General features: G+C 63.4%; 23 protein-coding genes. 13 read left to right on the top strand and 10 right to left on the bottom strand.

What is annotated here, in order from left to right; translation table 11 throughout:
* Nucleotides 1-86 precede the first annotated feature (86 nt).
* Nucleotides 87-1,319: an MFS transporter gene (locus FJ936_RS11405; protein WP_140788088.1), complete on the bottom strand. Its 1,233-nt coding sequence runs from the start codon at nucleotides 1,317-1,319 to the stop codon at nucleotides 87-89.
* A gap of 170 nt (nucleotides 1,320-1,489) precedes the next feature.
* Here FJ936_RS11405 and FJ936_RS11400 point away from each other — a divergent pair, with 170 nt between their 5' ends.
* A complete protein-coding gene (locus FJ936_RS11400; protein ID WP_140788086.1) occupies nucleotides 1,490-2,410 on the top strand; it encodes a LysR substrate-binding domain-containing protein in 921 nt (306 codons plus the stop codon).
* Between the two features lie 38 nt (nucleotides 2,411-2,448).
* Here the strand turns inward: FJ936_RS11400 and der are convergent, their stop codons facing one another.
* Both der and FJ936_RS11390 read right to left on the bottom strand, forming a co-directional pair.
* Nucleotides 2,449-3,876 carry a ribosome biogenesis GTPase Der gene (der, locus tag FJ936_RS11395; protein ID WP_140788084.1) on the bottom strand — a complete coding sequence of 476 codons (1,428 nt, stop codon included), beginning with the start codon at nucleotides 3,874-3,876 and terminating at the stop codon, nucleotides 2,449-2,451.
* A 61-nt stretch (nucleotides 3,877-3,937) separates the two neighbouring features.
* Complete coding sequence (locus FJ936_RS11390) at nucleotides 3,938-4,603, bottom strand: tetratricopeptide repeat protein (protein ID WP_015318862.1); 666 nt, start codon at nucleotides 4,601-4,603, stop codon at nucleotides 3,938-3,940.
* 259 nt (nucleotides 4,604-4,862) lie between these two features.
* Here FJ936_RS11390 and FJ936_RS11385 point away from each other — a divergent pair, with 259 nt between their 5' ends.
* Nucleotides 4,863-5,870: a polysaccharide deacetylase gene (locus FJ936_RS11385; protein ID WP_140788082.1), complete on the top strand. Its 1,008-nt coding sequence runs from the start codon at nucleotides 4,863-4,865 to the stop codon at nucleotides 5,868-5,870.
* A 30-nt stretch (nucleotides 5,871-5,900) separates the two neighbouring features.
* On the opposite strand, the gene sbmA is transcribed toward FJ936_RS11385, so the two are convergent.
* The 3 genes from sbmA to FJ936_RS11370 form a co-directional block, all read right to left on the bottom strand.
* On the bottom strand, nucleotides 5,901-7,160 hold the full coding sequence (gene sbmA / locus FJ936_RS11380) for a peptide antibiotic transporter SbmA (protein ID WP_015318863.1): 1,260 nt from the start codon (nucleotides 7,158-7,160) through the stop codon (nucleotides 5,901-5,903).
* A 113-nt stretch (nucleotides 7,161-7,273) separates the two neighbouring features.
* A complete protein-coding gene (locus tag FJ936_RS11375; protein WP_140788080.1) occupies nucleotides 7,274-8,434 on the bottom strand; it encodes a YbfB/YjiJ family MFS transporter in 1,161 nt (386 codons plus the stop codon).
* 78 nt (nucleotides 8,435-8,512) lie between these two features.
* Nucleotides 8,513-8,731, bottom strand: coding sequence for a hypothetical protein (locus FJ936_RS11370; protein ID WP_015318865.1), 219 nt, complete (start codon nucleotides 8,729-8,731; stop codon nucleotides 8,513-8,515).
* Between the two features lie 95 nt (nucleotides 8,732-8,826).
* On the opposite strand from FJ936_RS11370, the gene FJ936_RS11365 reads away from it, so the two are divergent.
* Genes FJ936_RS11365 through FJ936_RS11355 form a run of 3 tightly spaced genes read left to right on the top strand, consistent with a single transcriptional unit; the run spans nucleotide 8,827 to nucleotide 11,449 of the window.
* The gene (locus FJ936_RS11365) at nucleotides 8,827-9,819 is read left to right on the top strand and encodes a LysR substrate-binding domain-containing protein (protein ID WP_140617340.1); all 993 of its coding nucleotides are present in this window, start codon (nucleotides 8,827-8,829) and stop codon (nucleotides 9,817-9,819) included.
* On the top strand, nucleotides 9,816-11,072 hold the full coding sequence (locus tag FJ936_RS11360) for an aminopeptidase (RefSeq protein WP_141906573.1): 1,257 nt from the start codon (nucleotides 9,816-9,818) through the stop codon (nucleotides 11,070-11,072). The genes FJ936_RS11365 and FJ936_RS11360 overlap by 4 nt, the downstream gene beginning before the upstream one ends.
* Nucleotides 11,073-11,095: 23 nt before the next feature.
* Nucleotides 11,096-11,449, top strand: a complete 354-nt coding sequence (locus FJ936_RS11355) for a DUF488 domain-containing protein (protein WP_015318868.1) — start codon at nucleotides 11,096-11,098, stop codon at nucleotides 11,447-11,449.
* A gap of 95 nt (nucleotides 11,450-11,544) precedes the next feature.
* Here FJ936_RS11355 and FJ936_RS11350 read toward each other — a convergent pair whose 3' ends face one another.
* Nucleotides 11,545-11,895, bottom strand: a complete 351-nt coding sequence (locus FJ936_RS11350; protein WP_041163511.1) for an ArsC family reductase — start codon at nucleotides 11,893-11,895, stop codon at nucleotides 11,545-11,547.
* 165 nt (nucleotides 11,896-12,060) lie between these two features.
* On the opposite strand from FJ936_RS11350, the gene FJ936_RS11345 reads away from it, so the two are divergent.
* Together FJ936_RS11345 and FJ936_RS11340 are read left to right on the top strand one after the other, a co-directional pair.
* Entirely contained in the window at nucleotides 12,061-12,417 is a 357-nt protein-coding gene (locus tag FJ936_RS11345; protein ID WP_141906572.1) for a metalloregulator ArsR/SmtB family transcription factor, read from the top strand.
* A complete protein-coding gene (locus FJ936_RS11340) occupies nucleotides 12,414-12,893 on the top strand; it encodes an SRPBCC family protein (protein WP_141906571.1) in 480 nt (159 codons plus the stop codon). Before FJ936_RS11345 ends, FJ936_RS11340 begins: the two co-directional genes overlap by 4 nt.
* Nucleotides 12,894-12,987: 94 nt before the next feature.
* Here the strand turns inward: FJ936_RS11340 and FJ936_RS11335 are convergent, their stop codons facing one another.
* Both FJ936_RS11335 and FJ936_RS11330 read right to left on the bottom strand, forming a co-directional pair.
* Nucleotides 12,988-13,341 (bottom strand): nuclear transport factor 2 family protein, encoded by a 354-nt coding sequence (locus FJ936_RS11335; protein ID WP_140617345.1) that lies wholly within the window; start codon nucleotides 13,339-13,341, stop codon nucleotides 12,988-12,990.
* A 125-nt stretch (nucleotides 13,342-13,466) separates the two neighbouring features.
* Entirely contained in the window at nucleotides 13,467-14,069 is a 603-nt protein-coding gene (locus FJ936_RS11330; protein ID WP_140661450.1) for a 2'-5' RNA ligase, read from the bottom strand.
* Between the two features lie 257 nt (nucleotides 14,070-14,326).
* Here FJ936_RS11330 and FJ936_RS11325 point away from each other — a divergent pair, with 257 nt between their 5' ends.
* The 5 genes from FJ936_RS11325 (at nucleotide 14,327) to FJ936_RS11305 (ending at nucleotide 19,668) form a co-directional block, all read left to right on the top strand.
* Nucleotides 14,327-15,484 carry a fumarylacetoacetate hydrolase family protein gene (locus tag FJ936_RS11325; RefSeq protein WP_140788066.1) on the top strand — a complete coding sequence of 386 codons (1,158 nt, stop codon included), beginning with the start codon at nucleotides 14,327-14,329 and terminating at the stop codon, nucleotides 15,482-15,484.
* Between the two features lie 295 nt (nucleotides 15,485-15,779).
* The gene (locus FJ936_RS11320; protein WP_015318875.1) at nucleotides 15,780-16,715 is read left to right on the top strand and encodes a substrate-binding domain-containing protein; all 936 of its coding nucleotides are present in this window, start codon (nucleotides 15,780-15,782) and stop codon (nucleotides 16,713-16,715) included.
* Nucleotides 16,716-16,832: 117 nt separating this feature from the next.
* Nucleotides 16,833-17,819, top strand: a complete 987-nt coding sequence (locus tag FJ936_RS11315) for an ABC transporter permease (RefSeq protein WP_015318876.1) — start codon at nucleotides 16,833-16,835, stop codon at nucleotides 17,817-17,819.
* Nucleotides 17,820-17,822: 3 nt separating this feature from the next.
* Nucleotides 17,823-18,614 carry an ATP-binding cassette domain-containing protein gene (locus FJ936_RS11310; protein WP_141906570.1) on the top strand — a complete coding sequence of 264 codons (792 nt, stop codon included), beginning with the start codon at nucleotides 17,823-17,825 and terminating at the stop codon, nucleotides 18,612-18,614.
* A 31-nt stretch (nucleotides 18,615-18,645) separates the two neighbouring features.
* Nucleotides 18,646-19,668, top strand: a complete 1,023-nt coding sequence (locus FJ936_RS11305; RefSeq protein WP_015318878.1) for a LacI family DNA-binding transcriptional regulator — start codon at nucleotides 18,646-18,648, stop codon at nucleotides 19,666-19,668.
* 310 nt (nucleotides 19,669-19,978) lie between these two features.
* Here FJ936_RS11305 and FJ936_RS11295 read toward each other — a convergent pair whose 3' ends face one another.
* On the bottom strand, nucleotides 19,979-20,569 hold the full coding sequence (locus FJ936_RS11295) for a TetR/AcrR family transcriptional regulator (RefSeq protein WP_015318879.1): 591 nt from the start codon (nucleotides 20,567-20,569) through the stop codon (nucleotides 19,979-19,981).
* Between the two features lie 491 nt (nucleotides 20,570-21,060).
* On the opposite strand from FJ936_RS11295, the gene FJ936_RS11285 reads away from it, so the two are divergent.
* Nucleotides 21,061-24,237, top strand: a complete 3,177-nt coding sequence (locus FJ936_RS11285) for a multidrug efflux RND transporter permease subunit (protein WP_140617599.1) — start codon at nucleotides 21,061-21,063, stop codon at nucleotides 24,235-24,237.
* The last annotated feature ends 1 nt before the right edge of the window (nucleotide 24,238 follow it).

The raw sequence follows: 24,238 nt of genomic DNA, 5'->3' as shown, positions 1-24,238 counted from the left end.
TGATGGGACGTTAACGAGGTCGGTCAGGTTTTCTCGGTCGGCTGGAGGTCGTGGTTTCGAAGTCGGGCGATTTTGCGGCGGCAGGCTCAGGTCCGCCGCAGGAAGATCGGCCAGGCGACCAGGGCGCAAGCGGCTGCCGACAGCCACACGCCAGGCCACGACCAGAGGTGCAGCAGCCCTGGAATGGCCACAGGAACCAGGAAGAAGCCGACGAAGACAAAGCTGTTGGCAAGGCTGAGTGCGGTTCCGACATGGCCTGCACCGGCAAGCGTGGCAAGCTCGGTATAGGCAACGCCGTGCCAGGCGGAGACCGAGATGCCGGCAACGACAAGCACCAGGGGCAGGACAACGATCAGGAAGGATTGGCTGGCAGGCATCGTGGCAGCGGCCAGAACCAGCAGCCAGAGCACCACGAAGGCCAGTGCGCTCAGCGCACTGCACAAGCGAAGAAATTGACGGCGGTTGCCGTGGCGGTCGGTAAAGCGGCCGCTCCAGACGCGCATGACCATGGCGCCGAGCTGTACAACGGCGAGGCTGGCGCTGATCGCCGTCGTGCCAAGCCCGGCGAAGTCGTGCAGGAACACCGACGCGAAAGTGAGGACCGCCACCTGCGGAAAGCAGAGCAGGCCGATGGCGGTCGAGATGCGCCAGACCTCGATGTTGCGCAACGGTGCCGGTCCGGCCACATCAGATGAGACGGCGTCGCCCGCCATCGGCGGTTCGTGCAGCCAACGCCAGGCGAACAGGGCGGAGAGAGCGGATGCCGCCGCCAGAAGCCCGAACACCGCGGCGAAACCGAAAGCCAGGGCAAGCGAAGGCAGGACGAGCGCGCCAAGGCCGCCACCAAGCGGCACCGCCGTCTGCCGGATGCTCATGGCAAAACCACGCTCATTCTGCCGGAACCAGCCCATGATTGCGCGGCCGCTCGAGCCATTGACACTGCCGCCGAGCAATCCCGTGACGAGCAGGCTTGCCGCCAGCAACGTGACATCGGGAATGCTTGAGCTTGTCGGCACGACGAGCATCGCCATCGCAAGCAGCCAGGCCGCCGTTGCACCGAGGCCGATCAGAAGCACGCGGCGATCCCCCCAGCGGTCGGTGAGCAGGCCCCATGGCAACTCACTGAGCGCAACCCCCAGGCCAAGAAGACCGAGCGCCAGGCCAAGCTCGGCATTGCTCAAGTGATAGCCTTGGCGAAGCACGACCGCCGTTGCCGGTATGCCGGAGAAAGTCGCCGAGAAACCGGCGTTCGCGGCCACCCCGATGCCCAGGACCTTCCAGCGGTGGTTGGGGCCAAAGGTCCGGCCGGCCGCGGTCATGGCAGTGCCTCGCCCGGATAGCTGGCAATCGTTGCGAATGACGGTGGCAGACATGATTCCATTCCCGTGACGCCGGCCGAGCGGCCTTGACGGGAGGCATATAGCGCCATAGCTTCATCCATAAAATCAGGAAGATTTTGATCGATAATCCTGAAAAAAAGGACGATCTTATGCGCCGTGTCACATTCGATCTCGACGTGCTGAGGACTTTCGTCATCGGCATGGAACTGGGAAGTTTTGCCAGGGCAGCTGAGCGGCTTGGCCGCTCGACCTCCGCCGTCAGCGCGCAGCTGAAGAAACTGGAAGAGCAGGCCGATACGCCGATCTTCCGCAAGGCGGGGCGCGGCCTGTCACTGACCGAAGCCGGCGAGACGATGCTCGGCTATGCGCGGCGCCTGATCGAGCTCAATGACGAGGCAGCCCTGGCGATCCGCGACGTCGAACTGGAGGGCTGGGTGCGGCTCGGCCTGCAGGAGGATTTCGGCGAGGCCGTGTTGCCGGAAGTGCTCGGTCGCTTCGCTCGCGCCCACCCCAAGGTCCGGATCGAAGCACGGATTGGACGCAGCCACGAATTGGCCGAGCGTGTCCTTTCCGGCAACCTCGACATTGCGCTCGCCTGGCATGATGGCACGACGCTGCCGTATAGCCGGCATGTCGCCGACGTGCAGGCGCGCTGGATCGGCCCGGCGAAACCGATGGAGGCAGGTCCCCACGATGGCGAGGCGCTGCAACTGGTCGTGTTCGAGGCGCCTTGCCTGCTGCGCACCGTGGCGACCGAGACGCTGGATCGTGCCGGGCGGCCCTGGCGGATGGCGTTCTCCAGCCCCAGCCTTGGCGGCATATGGGCGGCGGTGGCGGCTGGCCTCGGGCTGACGATCCGCACCGATATCGGCCTGCCCGCGAATGTCCGGGCGCTCGCGCCCGGAATGCTCGGGCTGCCGCCGCTGCCGAAAATGGCGCTGCATTTGCATCAGAAGGATGCCGAGCTCGATCCGATCGCGGCGCGGCTGGCCGGCATCCTGCTGCAATCGGCGTTCGAAGCGTTGCCCGAGGGTGCCGAAATGAAAGAGAACCTGCTGAAAGTCGCTTAGCCGCAGCTCTCGGCGGAGGGGGTCGCCGCTCCCTATCGTCAACGCTTCTTCGCGCGGCCGGCGAACGGATTGTCCGAAGTGCGCAGCGCGATGCGGATCGGCACGCCCGGCATGTCGAAGGCTTCGCGCAGGCTGTTGGAGAGATAGCGGACATAGCTTTGCGGCATCGCGTCCGGCCGCGAACACTGGACCACGAAGCCCGGCGGCCGGGTCTTGGCCTGGGTGACGTATTTGACCTTCAGCCGGCGTCCGGCGACGGCGGGCGGCGGGTGATGCGTCAGGATGGCTTCAAGCCAGCGGTTGAGCTTGCCGGTCGAAACACGGCTGTTCCAGACCTTGTGCGTCTTCAGCACCGCATCCATCAGCTTGTCGAGGCCGCGTCCGGTCTCGGCCGAGACCGGCACGGCCTGGATGCCGCGCGCCTGCGGCAACAGCCGCTCGGTCTTCTCGCGCAGTTCGGCCAACAGTTCCTGCGGGTTGTCGATCAGGTCCCATTTGTTGAAGGCAATCACCGGTGCCCGGCCCTCGCGGATGATCAGATCGGCGATCTGCAGGTCCTGCTTCTCGAAGGGAATGGTGGCGTCGAGTACGATGATGACGATCTCGGCGAAACGGATGGCGCGCAGGCCATCCTGCACCGACATCACTTCCAGCTTTTCGTGGATCCTGGCCTTGCGGCGCATGCCGGCCGTGTCGAACAGTTTTATGCGGCGTCCGCGCCAGTCCCAGTCGACCGAAATGGAATCGCGGGTGATGCCGGCTTCCGGTCCGGTCAGCAGCCGCTCCTCGCCGATCAGCGCGTTGATCAGCGTCGATTTGCCGGCGTTCGGCCGGCCGACGACGGCGATGCGCATCGGCTTGGTGTCGTCATAGGATGGCTCGGCGTCCGGATCGGCGATGTCCTCGCCGATCAGCACCTCGCTGGCGGCGGCGTCTTCGTCTGTATCCTCGTCTTCACCGAAGGCGCGCGCCTCGCCGAGGGCTTCGATCACGGCGTCGCGCAGGTCGGGCATGCCCTGGCCGTGCTCGGCAGAAACCGGGATCGGTTCGCCAAGGCCAAGTTCCCAGGCCTCAAGCATGCCTCCCTGGGCGCCCTTCGCCTCGGCCTTGTTGGCGACCAGCACGACCGGCTTGCCGGATTTTCGCACGATCTCGGCAAAGGTCCTGTCATCCGGCAGCAGGCCGGACTTGGCGTCGATGGTGAAAAAGATCAGATCCGCCTCGCGGATGGCGATTTCGGTCTGCGCGCGCATGCGGCCCGGCAAGGTCGAAGCGCCGGCGTCCTCGAAGCCCGCGGTATCGATGACATCGAAATGCAGATCGTAAAGCTTGGCGGCGTGGACGCGGCGGTCGCGGGTCACGCCCGGCGTGTCGTCGACAAGCGCCAGCTTTCTTCCCACCAGCCGATTGAAAAGCGTCGACTTGCCGACGTTAGGTCTGCCGATGATGGCGACTTTGAATGTCATCCGACCCTACATCTTCCACGCATGTCGTGGTGCCAAACCGCTGCGCGCCTTGGGCAACGGGTCACGATGCGCTGCCCGACCCGCGGATCAGCTCGGACATCAAGGTCGCCCGCTCGCGCGTGTTGCGCGGGGCGCCATCATCGGAGGCGATCTGATCGAACAGCTTCAGCGCGTCCTGGGTCTTGCCTTCCTTCCAGGCGGCAAGGCCAAGCGCCTCGCGCGCGCTGTGGCGCAGCGTGTTGGTGTCCGATGTCAGCGCCTCGACGCGGCTCGACACGTCGGCGAAGGAGCCATGATCGACGAGCAGGAGCGCCGCCCTCAGCCGCGCCATGTCGCGCAGGCCCTGGGGAATGGCGGTGTCGGCGGCGACATCGTCGAAGTCCTTGACGGCGGCAGCGACGTCGCCCTTGTTGGCCTTGACCGTCGCGGCGCGCATGCGGGCGAGCAGCGGATAGGCGCCGTAGCCATCCTTTTCCAGCTGATCGAGCGCGGCCAGCGCGTCATCGTTCTTACCGTCATTGGCGAGCTTCAGCGCCTGCGAGAAGGCATCGCCGGAGCGATTGGCGCGCGTCTCGTCCCAATAGCGATAGCCGACGAAGGCCGCGGTGCCGAGCACCACAAGCACCGCAATGACAAGCAAGGCCGGGCCAAAACGGTCCCACAGCTTCTGCGCCTGCTCGCGGCGCATCTCATCATTGACTTCGCGAATAAAACTGTCGTCGGACATCAATCAAACCATTCCTGCCCCGGGCCGGGGCGGTTCATGAGCCCGCGTTTTAGCGAAATTTTGTCGGCATGGAAGGGGTTCGGCCGGAAAATCGGCTATTCCCGGGGCAAACAAATGTTTGTCCCCGGCAAACAACTGTTTGTCCCCCGGGCAAACCAATGTTTGTCCCCGGGGGCAAACCCACGAAAACCCAATCGCACCGGCGCCACATTTGCGCGATAGCCGGCTTGCCGACCACCCGGAGCCCGTGAATTTGCCGATGCCTTGTTTGTCCCGCGTTGTTTTGTTCTCGCTTGCCTCACTCGCCACCGCCGGCGTGGCCCTGGCCGATCCGCCCGCGCCACCAGCACCGGCAAGGCCGAAGCAGATCGTGATCATCTCCTTCGACAGCGCGCGCGACATCTCGCAGTGGAAGCGCAGCCGGGCGCTGGCCCAGCGCACCGGCGCGCATTTCACCTATTTCCTGTCCTGCGTCTTCCTGCTGTCGCCCGAGACACGCGGCCAATACACCGCGCCTGGCAAGACGGCGGGCAAATCCAACATCGGCTTTGCCGCCTCCAGGCAGGACGTGGCCGAGCGGCTGGAACAGATCGGCCTCGCCGCCCATGAGGGTCACGACATTGCCAGCCACGCTTGCGGTCATTTCGACGGCAAGGACTGGAGCAAGGCAGACTGGCTGAAAGAGTTCGCCTCTTTCGAGCACATTTTTGAGAACGCCTATGCGATCAACGGCATTGCGCCCGAACCCGAGGGCTGGCGGGAATTCGCGCGGCATGCGGTGGCGGGTTTCCGGGCGCCGTATCTGTCGACTGGCAAAGCGCTTTACGAGGCACTCCCGACAGCCGGTTATCGGTTCGACGCCAGCGGCGTTTCAATGGGTCCTGCCCTGCCGCCGACCGTTGGCGGCATCACCCACTTTTCCCTGCCGCAGATTCCGGAAGGGCCGAAATCACGCCCGGTGATCGCCATGGACTACAATCTGTACGTCCGCCATTCCGGCGGCTTCGAGCGGCCGAGCAACGCCGGGGAGTTCGCGGACCGGACCTATCAGGCGTTTCGCGCCGCCTTCGACGCGCAATATCGGGGCAAGCGCGTTCCGCTGGAACTCGGCTTCCACTTCACGCTGATGAATGACGGCGCCTACTGGAATGCGCTGGAGCGTTTTGCCGGCGAAGTCTGCGTCAAATCAGATGTCGAGTGCATCAGCTTTCGAGATTACATCTCGCGGCAGGATGGCGGCCAGAAGCAGGCGCCGGTTGGCGGCTGAGCCGCCAACCGGCGTTTCGTCAGAGCATCCCTAGGCCGGATCCCCGGCCCCTTGCCTTGCCAGATAGCGCTGGTCGATATCGGGCAACGGCTCGCCTTGCAGCGTCGCCTCGAAGGCGCGCAGGCGTTTGTGCACCGATTGCAGCTCGACGATGGTCGACCATGAGGTAAGCAGGAACTGCAGCGAACCCGTCACCTTGCCGAACGCGTTCGATATCTGATTCAGCGCGCCGAACGTTATCTTGTGCGCGACCAGCGACGGGCCCAGGATCAGCAGCGAGAAAATGTTGTCGGCCTGAAGGTAGGTGTACCGGACGACGTTGAAATAGATGTAGTGGAAATAGAGCCGGAAATAATTGTGCCGGACATTGGCGAACAGCTCGGCGGTGGTGGCGGGTTGCGCCCTGTCCGCATGATCCTCGCCATAGACCAGCTCCTTGCGGTAAGCGGCTTCGACGCGCTGGTTTCGGAACTGCAGGCCGGGAAGCTTCATGCCGGCAATCATCACCGAGATCGTGCCGAACAGACACCAGGCAAGTGCCGCGACCACCAATGGCTGCGGGATCGCGCCGATGATCGGCAGTTCGCTGATGTGGGCCTGCAACTGGATCATCACCGGCAGGAAGGCGATCAGGGTCATGATCGACTGGACAAAGCTGGAACCGAGATCCTCCATGATCTGCGAGAACCGCATCGTATCTTCCTGGATGCGCTGCGAAGCGCCCTCGATATGGCGCAGCCTGCTCCAGTTCTCGATAAAGTAGTTGTTCATGGCTGTGCGCCAGCGGAAGATCCAGTGGCTGACGATAAAGGCGTTGACCACCTGCACGTTCATGCCGACCAGGGCCAGCCATGAGAAGTCGGCCAATCCGGTGTAGAACTCGGCGTTCGTCGACTTTCCGGTCCCCGACATCAGCCCCTGTACATAGTCGAAGAACGGGCCGTACCACGCGTTGACGGCGACGCTGACCTGCACGTTGAAATAGATGAAGAACAGGATGACCGCCGTCATCAGGATCGACCAGCGCTGCCATGGGTGCGGCGAATACCAACTCCAGAACGCGTAGAAGATGGCCACGCAAAGCGTGAAGTAGATATAAAACCAGAGGAATGGCTTCGATACGAGAATGGCGATGCCGATGATGGGTGGCGCTCCGGGAGCAGCAGGCGGCATGCCGAAAACCGCCCCCAATTGCTCCCCGCCGAAAAACCAGAACAGGATCGCCGCAAGGCTCCAGATGGCGGCCGAAGAGAAGAACAGCTTCGGCTGCGGGAAGAAGGATACGAACACTGTGGCGAATTCCTCGATCGATGCGCAAATCAGCAGGTTTGAGCCGGCATAAGGTCACACATTAGGGGGAAAGAAAATGCCTGCCCGATGCCGGTGCAGAGCAAGACCACAAATCATGGCGATTTTGGCGCAGCGGACCACGTGACGGCGCCGGAGGCGACCAGGACGGCCGCGGCGACGATCGAGGCGAGGAAGAAATCGCCCGATGCCTGCGCTAAAAGCCCGGCCGCGATCGGGCCGATGATCTGGCCAAGACCGAAGGAGGCGGTCATCAGGGCAAAGATGCGCCGGGGCGACGCTGGGGCCTGCTGCCTGGCGGCCTGCAGGCCAAGTGCCGTGATGGCAATGAACGTGCCGCCGAGCAGCACGCCACCAAGCAGCGGCCCCATGCGCCCGCCGGTGGCGACGCTCGCGGTAACGCCGACAACTTCGACGAAGCATCCCAAGGCATAGGCGGCATAAAGCCCGATCCGCGCCGCTATCTTCTGCCACAGCCAGACCGAAGGGAAACCGGCAAGGCCGGCAACCATCCACACCATGGCCTCGAAGACGCGGCTGCCGCCGCCTTGGCGCACGATGGCCACGAGGAAGGTCGCCGTCACCACATAGCCGAAACCGAACAGCCCATAGGCGACGATCACCTTCATCAGCGACCGATCCTTCGGCAGCGCCGGTTCACGGCGGACCTCGCCATTGGCGAGCGGCCCCTGGTTCACCAGCAGCACCACGGCGACGAAGCCGCAAGCCGAAATCGCCCCCGACCACAGCCAGCCCTGCGCCCAGCCGGCATGTTCGGTGACCAGCACCGCCATCATCGCCGCCGATATCGCTATGCCGAGGCCGACGCCGCCGAAATGCCAGGCCTGCAGATCGCCGCGCCCGGCGGCCGCGATATGGCTGAAAACGATGCTGGCCATGAACACCATGACGAAAGCGCTCGCCAGACCGGCCAGAAAACGAATGGCGACGAAGGCGGCCATGGCGTCGGTCAGCCCCATCGAGGCGGCCAGCACGGCGCTGGCACCGAGGGCGCCCAGCATCAGTAAACGCTCGCGTCCATGTGCCCAGCTGCCCGCCGCCACCAACGCGCCAACGAGATAGCCTAGATAATTTGCCGAGGCGATCCAGCCGGCATTGGCCGGCGACAGATGCAGTTCCTCCATCATGCCAGGCAGGATCGGCGTGTAGACGAAGCGGCCGATGCCCATGGCAACTGCCATGGCGATCATGCCGGCGAAGGCGTAACGCAGCGCTGTCGATTGGGGCGAAGTCATTGCAGTGCACAATAGATGTGCGAGCGGGTGAAACAATCCGCCTCGTGTTGGGCCAGTGCCCTGATCGCGATCGCGCGCTCAGCAGCGATCGCCGAAACCGGCGCTCGGTGAAACGGTCTCATACGCGGTCCGGCGCGCCGTCAACCGGAACGGCACATCACCGAGTTCGCGCTCCGACATTACACCCAGCGCGGGATGGGCAAGCGGATCGGTCAGCCAACTCAGCGTATCGAAGTCGCAGTCCGTGTCATCCGGCGAAGTGGCCGCGACCAGGGCCTTCAGCAACATGCTCAGCATTTCCGGCTCCATGGGCCTGTTTCCACCCATAAGGTCTGCCGTTTCGATATCCGTTTCAATTGAGATTTCGGCCGGATCGGTTTAGAAAATCTCAAATGGCCATGCTCAACCGCGTTCATCTCAACGGCCTTCGCGCCGTGGAAACCGTCGCCCGTCTCGGCTCGCTCGCCGCCGCCGCCGGCGAACTCAACGTTTCCGTCAGCGCCGTCAGCCAGCAGATCAGCCGCACCGAAAAACAGCTCGGCCAGGCACTGTTCGAGCGCACGACCAGCGGCCTCGTCCTGACCGAATTCGGCGCCGTCTTCGCGGCCCGCCTGGGCACTGGATTTCGCGAGCTTGCCCAGGCCGTGGCACTGGCCGACGAAGCCAGCCAGTGCACATTGGTCGTTTCGGCGGCACCGGCCTTTGCCTCCAAATGGCTGCTGCCACGGCTGTCGCGGCACTTCGACCGGCATCCCAACGTGCTGCTGCGTATCGACGCTTCAGTGCGGCTGGCCAATCTCGATCACTCGGACGTCGACATTGCCATCCGGCTTGGCGACGGCAAATGGCCGGGTGGAAAGGCGGAGCTGCTTTTGGCGCAGGAAGTCTTCCCGGTCTGCGCGCCCGGGATTGCCAGAAAACTAACGTCGATCTGCGACCTCGCCCAGACCTGCGCCATCACCGACGAGCGGGCGATGATCAACTGGGAAAGCTGGTTCGCGGCCGCCGGCGTTCAACCCGTTACCTTCCAGAAAGGCGCGAGCTTCACCGACCCGATGCTGTGCCTGGAATCGGCGATCGCCGGCCATGGCGTGATGCTCGGCTGGCAATTGCTGACGGCCGATGCGCTGGCCGACGGGCGCCTGGTGGCGCCGTTCGGAATTCGCGCTCAGAGCGGCCTCGGCTACTGGCTGGTGACCTCCGCCACCAAGGCCGAGAGCCGCAAGGTCCGGGACTTCATGATCTGGATCAAGGAAGAGATCGCGGCGACGATGGCGCGGTTCGGATCGTCGGTCGCGGAGCCCAGCGGCACGATCACGGTGGAAAGCACCGCGGCACCGGTCTATGTTCAATCAAACATCCCAAGACGACAGGCAGGATCATGACCACACATTCGCGCGGCGTTTCCGCAACGATCGACCCGGTGAAGCTCGACAGGCTGGCGGAAGTCGCCATCAAGGTGGGGCTGCAATTGCAGCCCGGACAGGACCTGGTGCTGACATCGTCGATCGCGGCCCTGCCGCTGACCAGGCGCATCGTCGAACACGCCTACAAGGCCGGTGCCGGGCTGGTGACGCCGATCTTCAACGATGACGAGATGACGCTGGCGCGCTACCGCTTCGGCGCCGATGCTGGCTTCGACCATGCCGCCGGCTGGCTCTACGAAGGCATGGCTAAGGCCTTCTCCAACAACGCAGCCCGGCTTGCCGTGCGCGGCGAGGATCCGTCGCTCCTGTCGGCGCAGGATCCGGCGAAGGTGGCGCGCGCCAACAAGGCCAATTCGATGGCCTACCAGCCGGCGCTGGAGAAGATCACCGGCTTCGACATCAACTGGAACATCGTCGCCTATCCGGATCTGGCCTGGGCCAGGCAGGTTTTCGCCGGCGATGCCGACGACGTGGCGGTCGCGAAGCTCGCCGACGCCATCTTCGCCGCCTCGCGGGTGGATGTGGAAGACCCGATCGGCAACTGGACGGCGCACAATGCGGCGCTGCGCGGCCGCACCGAATGGCTCAACGGCCATGATTTCCATGCCCTGCATTTCGCTGGACCGGGCACCGACCTGACGGTCGGGCTGGCGGATGGCCATGAGTGGATGGGCGGCGCCTCGACCGCCAAGAACGGCATCACCTGCAATCCCAACATCCCGACCGAGGAAGTTTTCACCACTCCGCATGCGCGGCGCGTCGAGGGCCATGTCTCCTCGACCAAGCCGCTGTCCTACCAAGGCACGCTGATCGACGACATCTCGGTGCGCTTCGAGGGCGGCAGGATCGTCGAGGCCAAAGCGTCGAAAGGTGAGGACGTGCTGAAGAAGGTGCTCGACACCGACGAGGGCGCGCGTCGTCTGGGCGAAGTGGCGCTGGTGCCGCATTCCTCGCCGATCTCGGCCAGCGGCCTGTTGTTCTTCAACACGCTGTTCGACGAAAACGCCGCCTGCCACATCGCGCTCGGCCAATGCTATTCGAAATGCTTCGTCGACGGCGCCTCGCTCAGCCCTGACGAAATCGCGGCGCGCGGCGGCAACAAGAGCTTCATCCATATCGACTGGATGATCGGGTCGGACAAGATCGACATTGACGGCGTCGCCAAGGATGGCAGCCGCGTGCCGGTGATGCGCAAAGGCGAGTGGGCCTGAGGGGTTCGGCGTAGGGAGGTCGAATGGCTTTCGACCTGATGGTCAAGCGGATTTACGAGCCGCCCGCTGCCGATGACGGGCAGCGGGTGTTGGTTGATCGCATCTGGCCGCGCGGCGTCAGCAGGGAGCATGCCGCGCTGGCACTGTGGCTGAAGGAGATCGCGCCGAGCGACGACCTGCGGAAGTGGTTCGGGCACGAGCCGGCACGTTGGGCGGAATTTCGGAAGCGGTACGGGGCTGAGCTCGACGGGAATGGTGAGGCGGTTGCGCAGCTGCGCGGCTTGCTTGGCGAGGGCAAGGTAACGCTGCTCTACGGCGCGCATGATGAAGCGCACAATAATGCGGTGGCACTGGCGGAGTATTTGAGCGCGGGTTGAGGCGCTCGGACCTTCGCGAGCAGGCGGACAGCGCCCCTCTGTCCTGCCGGACATCTCCCCACGAGGGTGGAGATCGGACGGCGCGACGCTTCCGCCTACTTCCCCACCGTCTGCTCATAAACCTCCGGCTTGAAGCCAACCACCACCCGATCGCCGATCTCCAGCACCGGCCGCCTGATCATCGTCGGCTTGGCCAGCATCAACGCTTTCGCCTTCTTCTCGTCGAGGCCTTGCTTGTCCGCCTCCGGCAGTTCGCGAAACGAAGTGCTGCCCTTGTTGAGCAGCTTTTCCCAACCGACCTTGCCGGCCCAGCCATTCAGCTTGCCAGCCTCGATCCCTTCGGCCCGATAGTCGTGGAAACGATAGGGAAGGTCATGGCTCTCCAGCCAGACGCGCGCCTTCTTGATCGTGTCGCAATTGGTGATGCCGTACATGGTGATCGTCAAAGTGCTCTTCCCTTGGGCTGACAGTCGAATCCGTTTCGCAGCCTAAAACCGCCCTTCCCGCTTGGCCAGCAGCTTGGTCAGCGTTGCCGGAAATTTGGCGCTTGCCAACACTAAGGGAATTACCTAAGTGTTTCCAATCGCTTTTTGACGACCCGGAACCGATCGATGACCAGCCTCCAGAGTGCAAATCCAAGCCTCCCGCCGATCGACGGCATTTTTCGCGCGCTTGCCGACCCGACGCGACGGCGCGTGGTCGAGCGGCTGAACAGGAGCCCTGCTTCGGTCAGCGAACTGGCCCAGCCTTTCGATATGGCCCTGCCATCCTTCATCGACCATCTCAAGATTCTCGAAGGCTGCGGGCTGGTTCGTTCGCAAAAGACCGGACGGGTCAGGACTTACGAGCTTGCGCCTGAACCGTTGAAGCTCGCCGAAAGCTGGCTGGCCGAACAGCGTACAGTTTGGGAACGCCGCCTCGACCGGTTCGATGCCTATGTCATGACCCTCAAGGAGCAGGAAAAATGAGTTATTCCTTCGAGCCCGATCCCCGGCTGGACCTGACGCTGGAGCGCGTAATCGATGCGCCGCGCGAATTGCTTTGGCGAGCCTGGACGACACCTGAGCATGTCAGGCAGTGGTTCACGCCGAAGCCATGGCTGATCACTGACTGCGAGATCGACCTCAGGCCGGGCGGCCTGTTTCGGACACGCATGCAGTCGCCCGACGGCAAGGAGGTCAGTGACCGCCACTGCTGCTATCTGGAAATCGTGCCCAACGAGCGGCTGGTGTGGACGGATGCGCTGCTGCCCGGCTATCGACCCTCGGGCGAGCCTTTCATCACCGCAGTCATTTCGCTCCATCCGGATGGCCAGGGTACGCGCTATACCGCCACAGCCATTCACCGTGACCAAGCCACCCGCGACAACCATGAAGAGATGGGTTTCTTCGACGGCTGGGGCACGGTGGCCGATCAACTTGCGCAGTATGTGAAGACGATTTGAACGCTCCCAGCGGCCAGAGGATCGCTCTGGCCGCCGTGCAAATTTTCAACCTTGCCGCAAAGAGAGCAAAGCTGGGAAGACCCGATTTCCGGCCTCAGTAGTAAAAGCGCTCTTCGGTGATCTTGCCGTTCTTGACCGTGTACAGGCCAACCTCATCCATGGTGACACGCTCGCCGGTGGCCTTGGGCGTTATGTCAAAGGTGAAGCGCACCGCGAATTGATCGCCGTTGACATAAGGGCCCTCGACCGAGCCGCCATGCACTTCGTGGTTCTCTTGCCACCACTGGCTTTTCTGCCTGAGGGCCTCCTTGCCGTGACTGACGGCCATCGGTCCCTCCATCGCTTCGTAGCTGATGATATCGTCCGCATTGTATTTTTCGGCAGCACCTTCGTTGTTGCCCTGCTTGAGAAGTTCGGTGAACTCCTTGGCGATTTCCGTGACGGTCATTTTTGTTCCTCCTGTTCAGACGCATTGCAAGTAGGGAACCGCTTGCGGACCTGCCATCGCGGACAGGTCGATAGCTGACATGACCCTGTCAGGATGGGGTGTCGCGCGAACCAGCGCGTGCTTCGTTACATCGCAATCAGCGGCCAACGTTCCAGAAAGTCATATTGCGTCAGCCCGCGCAGGCTGTGCACGAGAATGAACTCCCGCGCCACGAAGCTGATCGGCTCGATCGGCAGTTGTGGGATAAGTTTCTGGTCATAGGCAAGGGTCATATGAGGGACGAACCCGTCTGACGCCTTCAGGCCTTCACGCAGCATTTCGACGCCGAGATTCCCGCTCAGTTCACAAACCGGTCCGTCATCGGCCACAAGCACGAAGGGATGCTTGGCCGGTCGGCCTGTTGTCGCCGGGCGGCCAGGAAAGCTCCTGGCGTGGCGAAAGGTGATCTCAAAAGCAGGCATCTTGACGCGCTGCCCCGATCGGGTGGCCGCAAAGATGATCTTCGACCGCAGCCGCTTGTAGTCCCCGACATGCTGCTGGCTGACATGAAAACGCTCCGGTATCAGCGGTGAGCCGGCTATGCCACATTTGTCGCATAGCCGGCTTTGACAATCAGCAAACCGAAAATAATCCCCTGCCTGCAGAAACACGCCGAAGAAGACACGATCGGGCTTTTTGGGCCGCCTTGGCGGTTCTGGAATTCCGAAATCTAGTTCGCCTTGGTACATTACCTATACGCTCGCCAAGGAACGCCTCCGTTCTGTTCTGGCGCCCAGAACAAAACACGAACAATTCTCTGAGTCAAGTTCGAGTAACCGGACCTAAGCCCGGTGATGTCCTTGACATCCGGACGTCGTGGATGACCCAGTCGGCATACTCGCGGCCACCGCTCGACTGCTTGGATGGGATAGACCTTTGAATGGAATCCGGCGAAAGTGCCGCGCCGACCGGGCCAGCATTTTCGATTCAACGAGGAACCCAACTCATGACCAACCCGACACATCTGCCCGCCGAAGGCTTGTTTGTCGGCCGCGCCAGGAGCGGCGATGCCTCGCACCCCCTGGTCGTCACGGTGCGCGACGGCACCGTCTTCGACATCACATCCAGCGCGGCGCCCACCGTGCGTGACGTCTGCGAATTGGCCGACCCGGCCGGCCATGTGCGCTCGGCCACGGGCAAGCCGATCGGTTCACTCGACGATATCGCGTCCAACAGTTTCGAAGCCACGCGCGACCGGGCAAAACCCTTTCTGCTGTCGCCGGTCGACCTGCAGGCGATCAAGGCTTCCGGCGTCACCTTCGTCGTCAGCCTGCTCGAACGGGTGATCGAGGAACAGGCGCGTGGCTCGGCTGATAAGGCCGACGCCATCCGCGCCGACATTGCGGGTCTGATCGGCCATGATCTTTCGAAGCTCAAGCCCGGTTCGCCAGAGGCGATGGAGATCAAGGCCAAGCTGATTTCGCGCGGCGCCTGGTCGCAATATCTGGAAGTGGGCATCGGCCCCGATGCCGAGATCTTCACCAAGTGCCAGCCGATGGCCTCGGTCGGCTTCGGCGCCGATGTCGGCCTGCATCCGGTTTCGACCTGGAACAATCCGGAGCCGGAGATCGCCATGATCGCCGCCTCGAGCGGCAGGATCGTCGGCGCCACCATCGGCAACGACGTCAATCTGCGCGACGTCGAGGGCCGTTCGGCGCTGCTGCTCGGCAAGGCCAAGGACAACAACGCCTCGGCCTCGCTTGGCCCCTTCATCCGGCTGTTCGACGACACGTTCTCCATCGCCGACGTGAAGCAGGCCGTCGTGCGCCTGAAGGTCGAGGGCGAGGACGGGTTTTCGCTGGAGGGGGCAAGCTCGATGGCCGAGATCAGCCGCTCGCCGGAGGAGCTGGTTGCCGCGGCCATGGGCCCGCATCACCAGTATCCGGACGGGCTGGCGCTCTATCTCGGCACCATGTTCGTGCCGTCGAAGGATCGCGGCGAAAAGGGCAAGGGTTTCACGCACAAGGTCGGCGACATCGTCACCATCTCGTCGGAAAAATTCGGCGCGCTGGTCAACCGCGTGCGGCTGTCGCCCGATTGCCCGCACTGGACTTACGGCGCCAGCCATTTGATGCGCGACCTGGCCAAGGCCGGCCTGCTCTAAGCGGCTCTTTGGGGACTTTCGCCCTCAGAGACCGCCCAGACGTGATCGGGATAGTCCGCCCGGCTGAGCTCTCGGCGACAATCATCCGACTGCCCGGGAAAAATCATCCCGACTGATGCGATCTGATGGGGTCGCTGATGGCGCCGCGTCAGGCGCCCACTACATCTGCAGATGGAGGCTTGCCATTCGCCGAAAAAGGGAATGCTCTTAGGCATCCGAGCGGCGCTGGCAAAAAGACGCAATCCGGCTGAAGCCGGAACAAGGGACGGATCATCTTCAATCGGGAGGAAATCAAATGCTGACGAGACTAAGACTTGTGCTCTACGGCCTGCTGATCGCGCTGACGGTCATTCCGGCAGCCGCGCAGGCCAAGACGTTCTACTGGATTTCACATGGCGGGCCGGCCGACCCGGTCTGGACCTACTTCCTCGCCGGCGCCAAGCAATGGGCCAAGGACACCGGCAACACCGTCAACACGTCGTTCCACAATGGCGACGTCGCCTCGCAGCAGGAGGCGGTCCGTGCCGCCCTCTCGGCCAAGGCCGACGGCATCGTCACCACCAGCCCCGATCCGGGCAGCCTGGTCGAGATCGTCAAGGAAGCGCGCGCGGCCAACGTCCCGATCATCAACTTCAACACGCCCGATCCCAAGGCCAATTTCAACGCCTATGTCGGCGGTGACAACGTCACTTTCGGCAAGCACTGGGCGCAGTATCTGGTCGACAAGGGCCTGGTGAAGAAGGGCGACTTCGTCTGGATGCCGGTCGAGATCCCCGGCGCCACCTACGGCGTGCAGGAAGAAGAAGGCATCAAGAGCGTCTTCGGCCCGCTCGGCATCACCTATGAAGTGACCGAAGCGACGCTCGACCAGGCCGAGGTGATCAACCGCATGGTCGACTACCTCACCGCCCACAAGGGCAAGGTCAACGCCATCATCGGCCTGGGCGACCTCGTAACCGGTTCGATCAAGCGCGTGTTCGACCAGGTCGGCGTCAAGCCGGGCGAAATCCCGGTGGTCGGCTGGGGCAACTCGCTCGACACCACCCAGGAAGTGCTGAACGGCTATGTCAATGCCGGCCAGTGGCAGGATCCGCAGGCGACCAGCTATGTGGCGCTGTCGCTCGCCAACATGGCGGCCAGCGGCATTCCTCCGGGCTTCAACGTCATCACCGGCGCGCTCTATGAGAAGGACACCGCGGCGGTCTACGACAAGATCCTGTCCGGCAAATAATCCGCGATCCCCTGGCGCCGCGCGTTTTCGCACGGCGCCAGATATCTTCCTGCGCCGTGGCATGCCACCCGATGCGGTGGAGCTCGCGGCCCGTCCCAACCATGTCGCGGGTTCCCAGTGGAAAATCATTCGCTCATCCAACGCCTGATCGCGCGGCCGGAATTCGGACCTTTCATTCTGCTCATCGTGGAGATCGCCGTTTTCTGGGGTTTCAACCACGACTTCCTGTCGCCGCAGAACATCTCCAACACGCTGGCCTTCACGGTCGAGCTCGGCCTGATCGCGCTGGCGATGACGCTGTTGATGACTTCGGGCGAATTCGACCTCTCCGTCGGGTCCCTGTTCGGCTTCTCGCCCGTGCTGATGTGGACGCTGTTCAATGCCGGCGTCACCTCGCTGGAAATGGGCTTCCTTGTCGCGCTGGTGGTTGCCGCCTTGATCGGCCTGGTCAATGGCTGGTTCGTCACGCAGCTCAAGATCCCGTCCTTCCTGGTGACGCTCGGCATGCTGCTGGTGGTGCGCGGCAGCGCGCTTTTCATCACCGACGGGTTTCCGCAGCGCACCTGGAGTGCCGAAGGCAGCTGGCTGGCGGAGGCTCTGGTCGGCGACTTCTTCATCGGGCCGTTCCGCATCTACATGTCGCTGTTCTGGTTCATCGCCGCGGCGATCGCGCTCGGCTATGTCCTGACGCAAAGCCGGACCGGCAACTGGATCCAGGCGGCGGGCGGCAATCCCAACGCGGCGCGTGCCCGCGGCGTCAATGTCAATCGCGTCAAGGTCGGCCTGTTCGTCCTGTCGTCGGTCATGGCCTCGCTTGCCGGCGTCATCTCCTCGCTGCGCACATCCGCCGCCAACCCCAACAGCGGCACCGGCTACGAGCTCGAGGTGATCGCCATGGTGGTGATCGGCGGCACCGCACTCACCGGCGGGCGCGGCACCATCATCGGCACCGTGCTCGGCATCCTGATCCTGCGCGTGATGCGCAACGGCATCGTGCTGATCGGCGTGCCCGGCCTTGCCTACAACATCTTCATCGGCGCGATCATCCTTGGCATGATGGCGCTGCATTCATGGCTGGAACGCCGGCACCAGGCGGGGACTTGAACCATGGCCGAGCCATTGATCCGCATGCACAGCATCCGCAAGTCCTATGGCCGCGTGCAGGCGCTGGTGGACGCCAATTTCCATGTCAACGAGCGTGAGATCGTCGGCCTTCTGGGCGACAATGGCGCCGGCAAATCGACGCTGATCAAGGTTCTCTCCGGCGCGGTGCCGCTGACCAGCGGCGATATCTTCATCCGCGGCAAGAAGGTCACCTTGCGCGATACCAGCGACGCCATCGCCCACGGCATCGAGACCATCTACCAGGACTCCGCCCTGGTCACGCAATTGTCGATCGCGCGCAACCTGTTCCTGGGTCGAGAACCGATCAAGCCGCCGCGCTTCCTCAACCGCATGGACCAGGACGCCATGAACACGGTCGCCCGCGATCTGCTCAAACAGGTCGGCATCTCCAAGAACATCCCGCCGACGACGCCGATCGGCTCGCTCTCCGGCGGCGAGCGCCAGGCGGTCGCGATCGCGCGCGCCATGCATTTCGACAGCGACCTGATCATCCTCGACGAGCCGACCAACAATCTCGGCGTGGCCGAGACCCAAGGCGTGCTCAGCTTCGTGCGCAACGCCCGCGATTCCGGCCACTCCTGCATCTTCATCGCGCACAACATCCACCATGTCTTCCAGGTGGTCGACCGCATCGTCGTCATGCGCAGGGGCAAGGTGGTGGCCGACGACATCGATCCGAAGACGACAACCGTGACGGAAGTCGAGCGCATCATCACCGGCATGTCGGACAAGGACATCCGCGACGCTCTCGCCGACGGCAAGCCGGCGCACTGAGGACGTGCGGAGCGACGTGTAGGGTTGCGGCATGAAGGCTACCGTCTCCGACATCGCCAGGAACTGCGGGCTGTCGACCGCGACGGTCGACAGGGTGCTCAACAACCGGCCCGGAGCGAGTGCCGCCAACCGGCAACGCGTCATGGAGGCCGCCAAGCAGCTCGGCTATCTGCCGGTCGCCGACCAGGTGACGCTTCCCTCGAGGCCCGCAAACCTGGAATTCTTCCTGCCGATCGGCTCGAACGACTTCATGCACGACCTGGCAAAGCACATCGAGGACTACGCCTCGCGCCTGCCGCTGGTGGCGTCCTGCCGGATTCACAATCTCGCCGGTATCTCGCCCAATGCCTTGCAGACCGCGGTCGAAAAGCTGTCGCTGCGCGCCAACGGCGTCGGTGTCATCGCGGTCGATCATCCCAGGACGCGCAATATCCTGCGCGACATGGTCGAGGCCGGTATCCGGCTGGTGACGCTGGTGTCCGATATTCCGGCCGCTCCCCGCTCGGCCTATGTCGGCATCGACAACCGCGTGGCGGGGCGGACGGCGGCACTTTTGATGGGACGCTTCCTCGGTGGCCGCGAGGGGCAGCTGGCGATGGTCGTCGGCTCGCGTTCCTACCGCGGCCATGAAGAGCGCGAGATGGGCTTCCGCTCCGTGCTTGGAGAGGAGTTTCCCAACCTCACCGTCAGCAGCGCCGTCGAGATCAATGACGAGCCCGATGCCAGCTATGCCGCAACCATGAAAGCGTTGCGCAACGAGCCGGAACTGCTCGGTATCTATTGCGTCGGCGCCGGGCGCTCCGGCATTGCCAAGGCGATCCGGGAAACCAGGCCCAACCGCAAGCCGGTCTTCATCTGCCACGATCTGACAAGGGAGACACGCGGCTACCTCGTCGACGACCTCGCCGACGTCGTCATCGACCAGAACGCCAGGCTGATCGCGGAGCAGTCGGTGATCCAACTGCTCGGCTCGATCGCATCATCGGCGCCCTATCTCACCCGCAAATTCATCGAGCCGCGACTGATCTTCCGGGAAAACGTGCCCGTGCAGTGAGATCCCGCATCTCCTGGGGAACATGACCGCCCCGGCAAATCTGCACAGCAGCTATGCACAATTCATTGTTGCCGAATCATTGGGCAACTCGTAGGTTCTGGTTGTCGGCCATCTACTCCTCCCAGATGCGATGCCGACGCTGAATGGGGTGCACCTCCTCCCGCGCCACATTCGAAATCGAGCCCGCTGCCACCTCCTCCCGGCAGCGGGCTTTTTTCGTTCAGTCAACGGGAAATAGCGTGCTGCCTATAGGGCAGCAGACATCATTTCGGTCACGCGACCGCAAAATCACCAGCAGCCACGGCAATACTTAACCGGCGGCAGTGCCCCGGAAGGAAACGATCAGTCCTTCAGCCATCCGCACGAACTGCGTACTCGGGCCCTCGGCACCGACGGTCTGCACGCTGACCCGCGCACCTTCAAACAGCAGCGACAGCGTATCGGCGAGAAGCTCGGCCTGGCCGATGCCGGCATCCCGGCAGAGTCCGACCAGGCGTTCGCGCTGGGCTTCCTTGAGTTCCTTGATGACGCGCCTTGCCGGATGATCGGGTTCGGTCAGCTCGGCGGCGGCGTTGGCCATGTCGCAGCCACGGCCGTCGGTGTTGAGCATGGCGGCGGCCTTGCGAACCCAGGCATGAAGTTGAGCGAGCTTGTCACCCGGATGCTCGGCCTCGAACGTTTCCCACATCGCGCCAGCTTTCAGCGCGTTGGCGCGCAGGCATTCGACGATCAGTTCGTCCTTGGATTCGAAGTGACGATAGAGCGTCATCTTGTTCGTGCCGGCAGCCTCGGTGATGGCGTCGACGCCGACGCCCTTGATGCCGTGCTTGTGGAACATGTCACGCGCCGTCTCCAGAATCCGATCCCGGGGACGAGAGCGCTCCACGACGCCGTCTGTCATCATGATCTCCTTTCGTTTCCAAAAAACTCTCGGCCACCTCTTGACTAGGGTGTTACCGGTCTGTAACTTCCAGAATGTTACTTACTGGTAACACCTATATCGTCCGTCGTCAATAACAAGGTCGTGAACTGGTCCTACCAGATCGAGATGGACGAAAAGATTGCCAATCATGCGGCCTCGGCCGGTGAAGAGATGAAAAACGGTTCGTGAGCACGGGCTGCGAATCGACAGACAAGGAGCCGGCCAATGCCACAGCGCCGCGATCTTACCATAGATGAGGCCGTCCGGGATCCGATGATCCGGCTGGTCATGAAGGCAGACGGGGTCGACCCCCGCGCGTTCGAGAACATGTTGCGCTCGCTTGCCGATGGGCAGCGTCGCGAGGTGCCGTTGCTGCGTTCACGGGAAGGGTCCCGGGACGGGCGCGGGCAGTTGTCCAGGGTGGCCAGCGCCTTCGGGCGGGCAAGAGCGGCCGGAGAGGCGTGCGTGTCGTGGTAAACTTCTTCATCCATCGTCCGATCTTCGCCTCGGCGATCGCCATCATCATGGTCCTCGCCGGCACGATTTGTTATTTCCTGCTGCCCGTCTCGCAGTTTCCGGACATCACACCGCCGCAAGTCGTCGTCAGCGCCCACTATCCGGGCGCCAGCGCGCAAGTGGTGGCAGACACGGTGACGACGCCGCTGGAGCAGCAGATCAACGGCGTGCAAGGCATGACCTACATGTCCTCGACGAGCTCCAATGACGGCTCGTCGACCATCACCATCACCTTCGATGTCGGTTATTCCCTGAGCACGGCCGCCGTCGACGTCCAGAACCGCGTCTCGCAGGCCGCCTCGTCGCTGCCGGCGATCGTCAACCAGGGCGGCGTGACGATCAAGAAGCAGAACCCGAACTTCGTGCTCATCGTCAACCTGACCTCGCCCGACCATTCGGTCGATCCGGTGGCGCTCTCCAACCTTGCCTATCTGCAGGTGGTGGATCCGCTGAAGCGGCTGCCTGGTGTCGGCGACGTGCAGATTTTCGGCGAACGGCGTTATTCGATGCGCGTCTGGCTCGATCCGGACAAGCTCGCCAATCTCGGCATCACCGCGGTCGATGTGCAAAATGCCATCGCCGAACAGAACGTCCAGGTGGCGGCCGGCAAGATCGGCCAGTCGCCGGCGCCCGCCGGCACCGCCTTCGAGATGCAGGTCAACGCCGTCGGCCGGTTGAGCGACCCGAAGGAATTCGGCGACATCGTCGTGCGTGCCAACACCGACACCGGCTCGCTGGTGCGGCTGCGCGACGTCGCCCGTATCGAGCTTGGCGCCCTGCAATATTCGTCCTCGGCCTTTTTCGGCAAGGACCCGACCGTGGTGCTCGCCGTCTATCAGATGCCCGGCTCCAACGCGCTCGATCTGCAGCAGCGCGTCAAGGACAAGATGCAGGAACTGTCGGCCCGTTTTCCCAAGGGCGTCGACTATGCGATGCACTACGATACGACGCGCTTCGTCTCGGCCTCGATGCATGACGTGCTGATCACGCTTGGCGAAGCCCTGGTGCTCGTCGTCGCCGTGGTCTTCATCTTCCTGCAGAGCTGGCGCACGACCATCATTCCGACCATCGCCATTCCGGTGTCGCTGGTGGCGACGCTCGTCATCATGGAGATGATGGGTTTTTCGCTCAACATGCTCTCGCTGCTCGGCATGGTGCTGGCGATCGGCCTTGTCGTCGACGATGCCATCGTCGTGGTCGAGAATGTCGAACGACAGCTCGAGGCCGGACTGAAACCGCTGGCGGCGACAAAGGCCGCCATGGCCGAGGTCACCGGCCCGATCATTGCGACCACCGCCGTGCTGATGGCGGTGTTCGTGCCGGTTGCCTTCATTCCCGGTGTCTCCGGCAAGCTCTACAACCAGTTCGCGCTGACGGTGGCGATCTCCGTCGGCATCTCCGCCTTCAACTCGCTGACGCTCAGCCCGGCGCTCAGTGCAGCCTTCCTGCGCCATCGAGGCGAGACGCAATTCTTCCTGTTCCGCTGGTTCAACACGGGCTTCGACAGGCTGTCGCATGCCTATGCCCATGGCGTGCGCATCCTTATCCGGCTGCGCTGGATCATGCTTGGCCTGTTCGCCGCCGGCCTGGTCGCCACCTACTTCGTCTGGCAAAAGCTGCCCTCGACCTTCCTTCCGGTCGAGGACCAGGGCTATTTCTTCGTCGTCATCCAGCTGCCCGACGGCGCTTCGCTGGAGCGTACCGATGCGGTGGCCCAGAAGGCGCGCGACATCCTGCAGGCGACGCCAGGCGTCGACATCGTCGGCTCGATCAGCGGCCTGAACTTCCTCACCAGCGCGGCGCAGTCGAACTCGGCGGTCGAGTTCGCCATCCTCAAGCCGTGGGAGGAGCGTGGCCCCGACCAGAGCGCCTCGAAGCTCGTCGGCGACGTGCGTGGCAAGCTGATGCAGATTCCGGAGGCTTTTGCGCTCTCCTTCGATCCACCCTCCATCCCCGGCATCGGCACCACGGGCGGCTTCGAATTCGTCGTCGAGGACCTCACTGGCCGCGGCAGCACGGCCCTCAACGACGCCACGCAAGCGGTGATCGCCGAGGCCCGCAAGCAGCCTGAAATCAATCCGCAGCAGCTGTTTTCGCCGTTCTCGACCTCGACGCCGCAGTTCAACTACGATCTTGACCGCGCCAAGGCGAAGCTGCTCGGCCTCAACCTGCCCGACGTCTTCAACACGCTGCAGATCTATCTCGGCTCGCTCTACGTGAACGACTTCAACCTGTTTGGCCGCACCTTCCGGGTGACCATCCAGGCCGACAAGGATTCACGTGCCGGTGCAGCCGACATTTCACGGCTCTATGTGCGCAATGCCTCCGGCGGCATGGTGCCGCTCAGCACGTTGGGGAAACTGGTGCCGTTCGTCGGCCCGGAAACCGTGCCGCACTACAACAACAACGCCTCGGCCACCATCAATGGCGGCGCCGCTCCCGGTTATTCGTCGGGCCAGGCGGTCGCCGCCATGGAACGGGCAGCGGCGACCGCGCTGCCCAGGGATTTCGGTTTCGAATGGACCGGCATCACTTTCCAGGAGCTCAAGGCGGGGTCGATCGCGTCGGTGGTCTTTGCCCTCGCCATCGTCTTCGTCTTCCTGATCCTGGCGGCGCAGTACGAGAGCTGGGCGATGCCCTTCATGGTGCTGCTGGCCGTGCCGCTCGCACTGTTCGGCGCGTTCGCCGCACTTTGGGTGCGCGGCATGCAGATCGACGTCTATTCGCAGATCGGCTTCGTCATGCTGATCGGCCTGGCGGCCAAGAACGCGATCCTGATCGTCGAGTTCGCAAGACGGCGGCGCGAGGAAGGCCTCAGCATCGTCGAGGCATCAATGGAGGCCGCCCGGCTGAGACTGCGGCCGATCCTGATGACCGCGTTTGCCTTCATCCTCGGCGTGGTGCCGCTGATGATCGCCACCGGTGCGGGTGCCGCCAGCCGCCAGTCCATCGGCACCACCGTGTTCGGCGGCATGGTCGCCGCGACCATCCTGTCGCTGGTGTTCGTGCCGGTCTTCTACGCGGTCATCGAACAGCTGCGCGAACGGCGCGGCGGCGACGAGCCCGCTTCTCAACACACTGAACCAACGGCCAAACCCGCCTTTCCTCCTCTGGCGGAAGCGGCCGAATAAG

Source organism: Mesorhizobium sp. B2-4-13 (genome assembly GCF_006658535.1).
Taxonomy (GTDB): Bacteria; Pseudomonadota; Alphaproteobacteria; order Rhizobiales; family Rhizobiaceae; genus Mesorhizobium; species Mesorhizobium australicum.
Note: the sequence above shows the minus strand (reverse complement) of the source record. Positions and strands in the feature narration are given on the sequence as shown.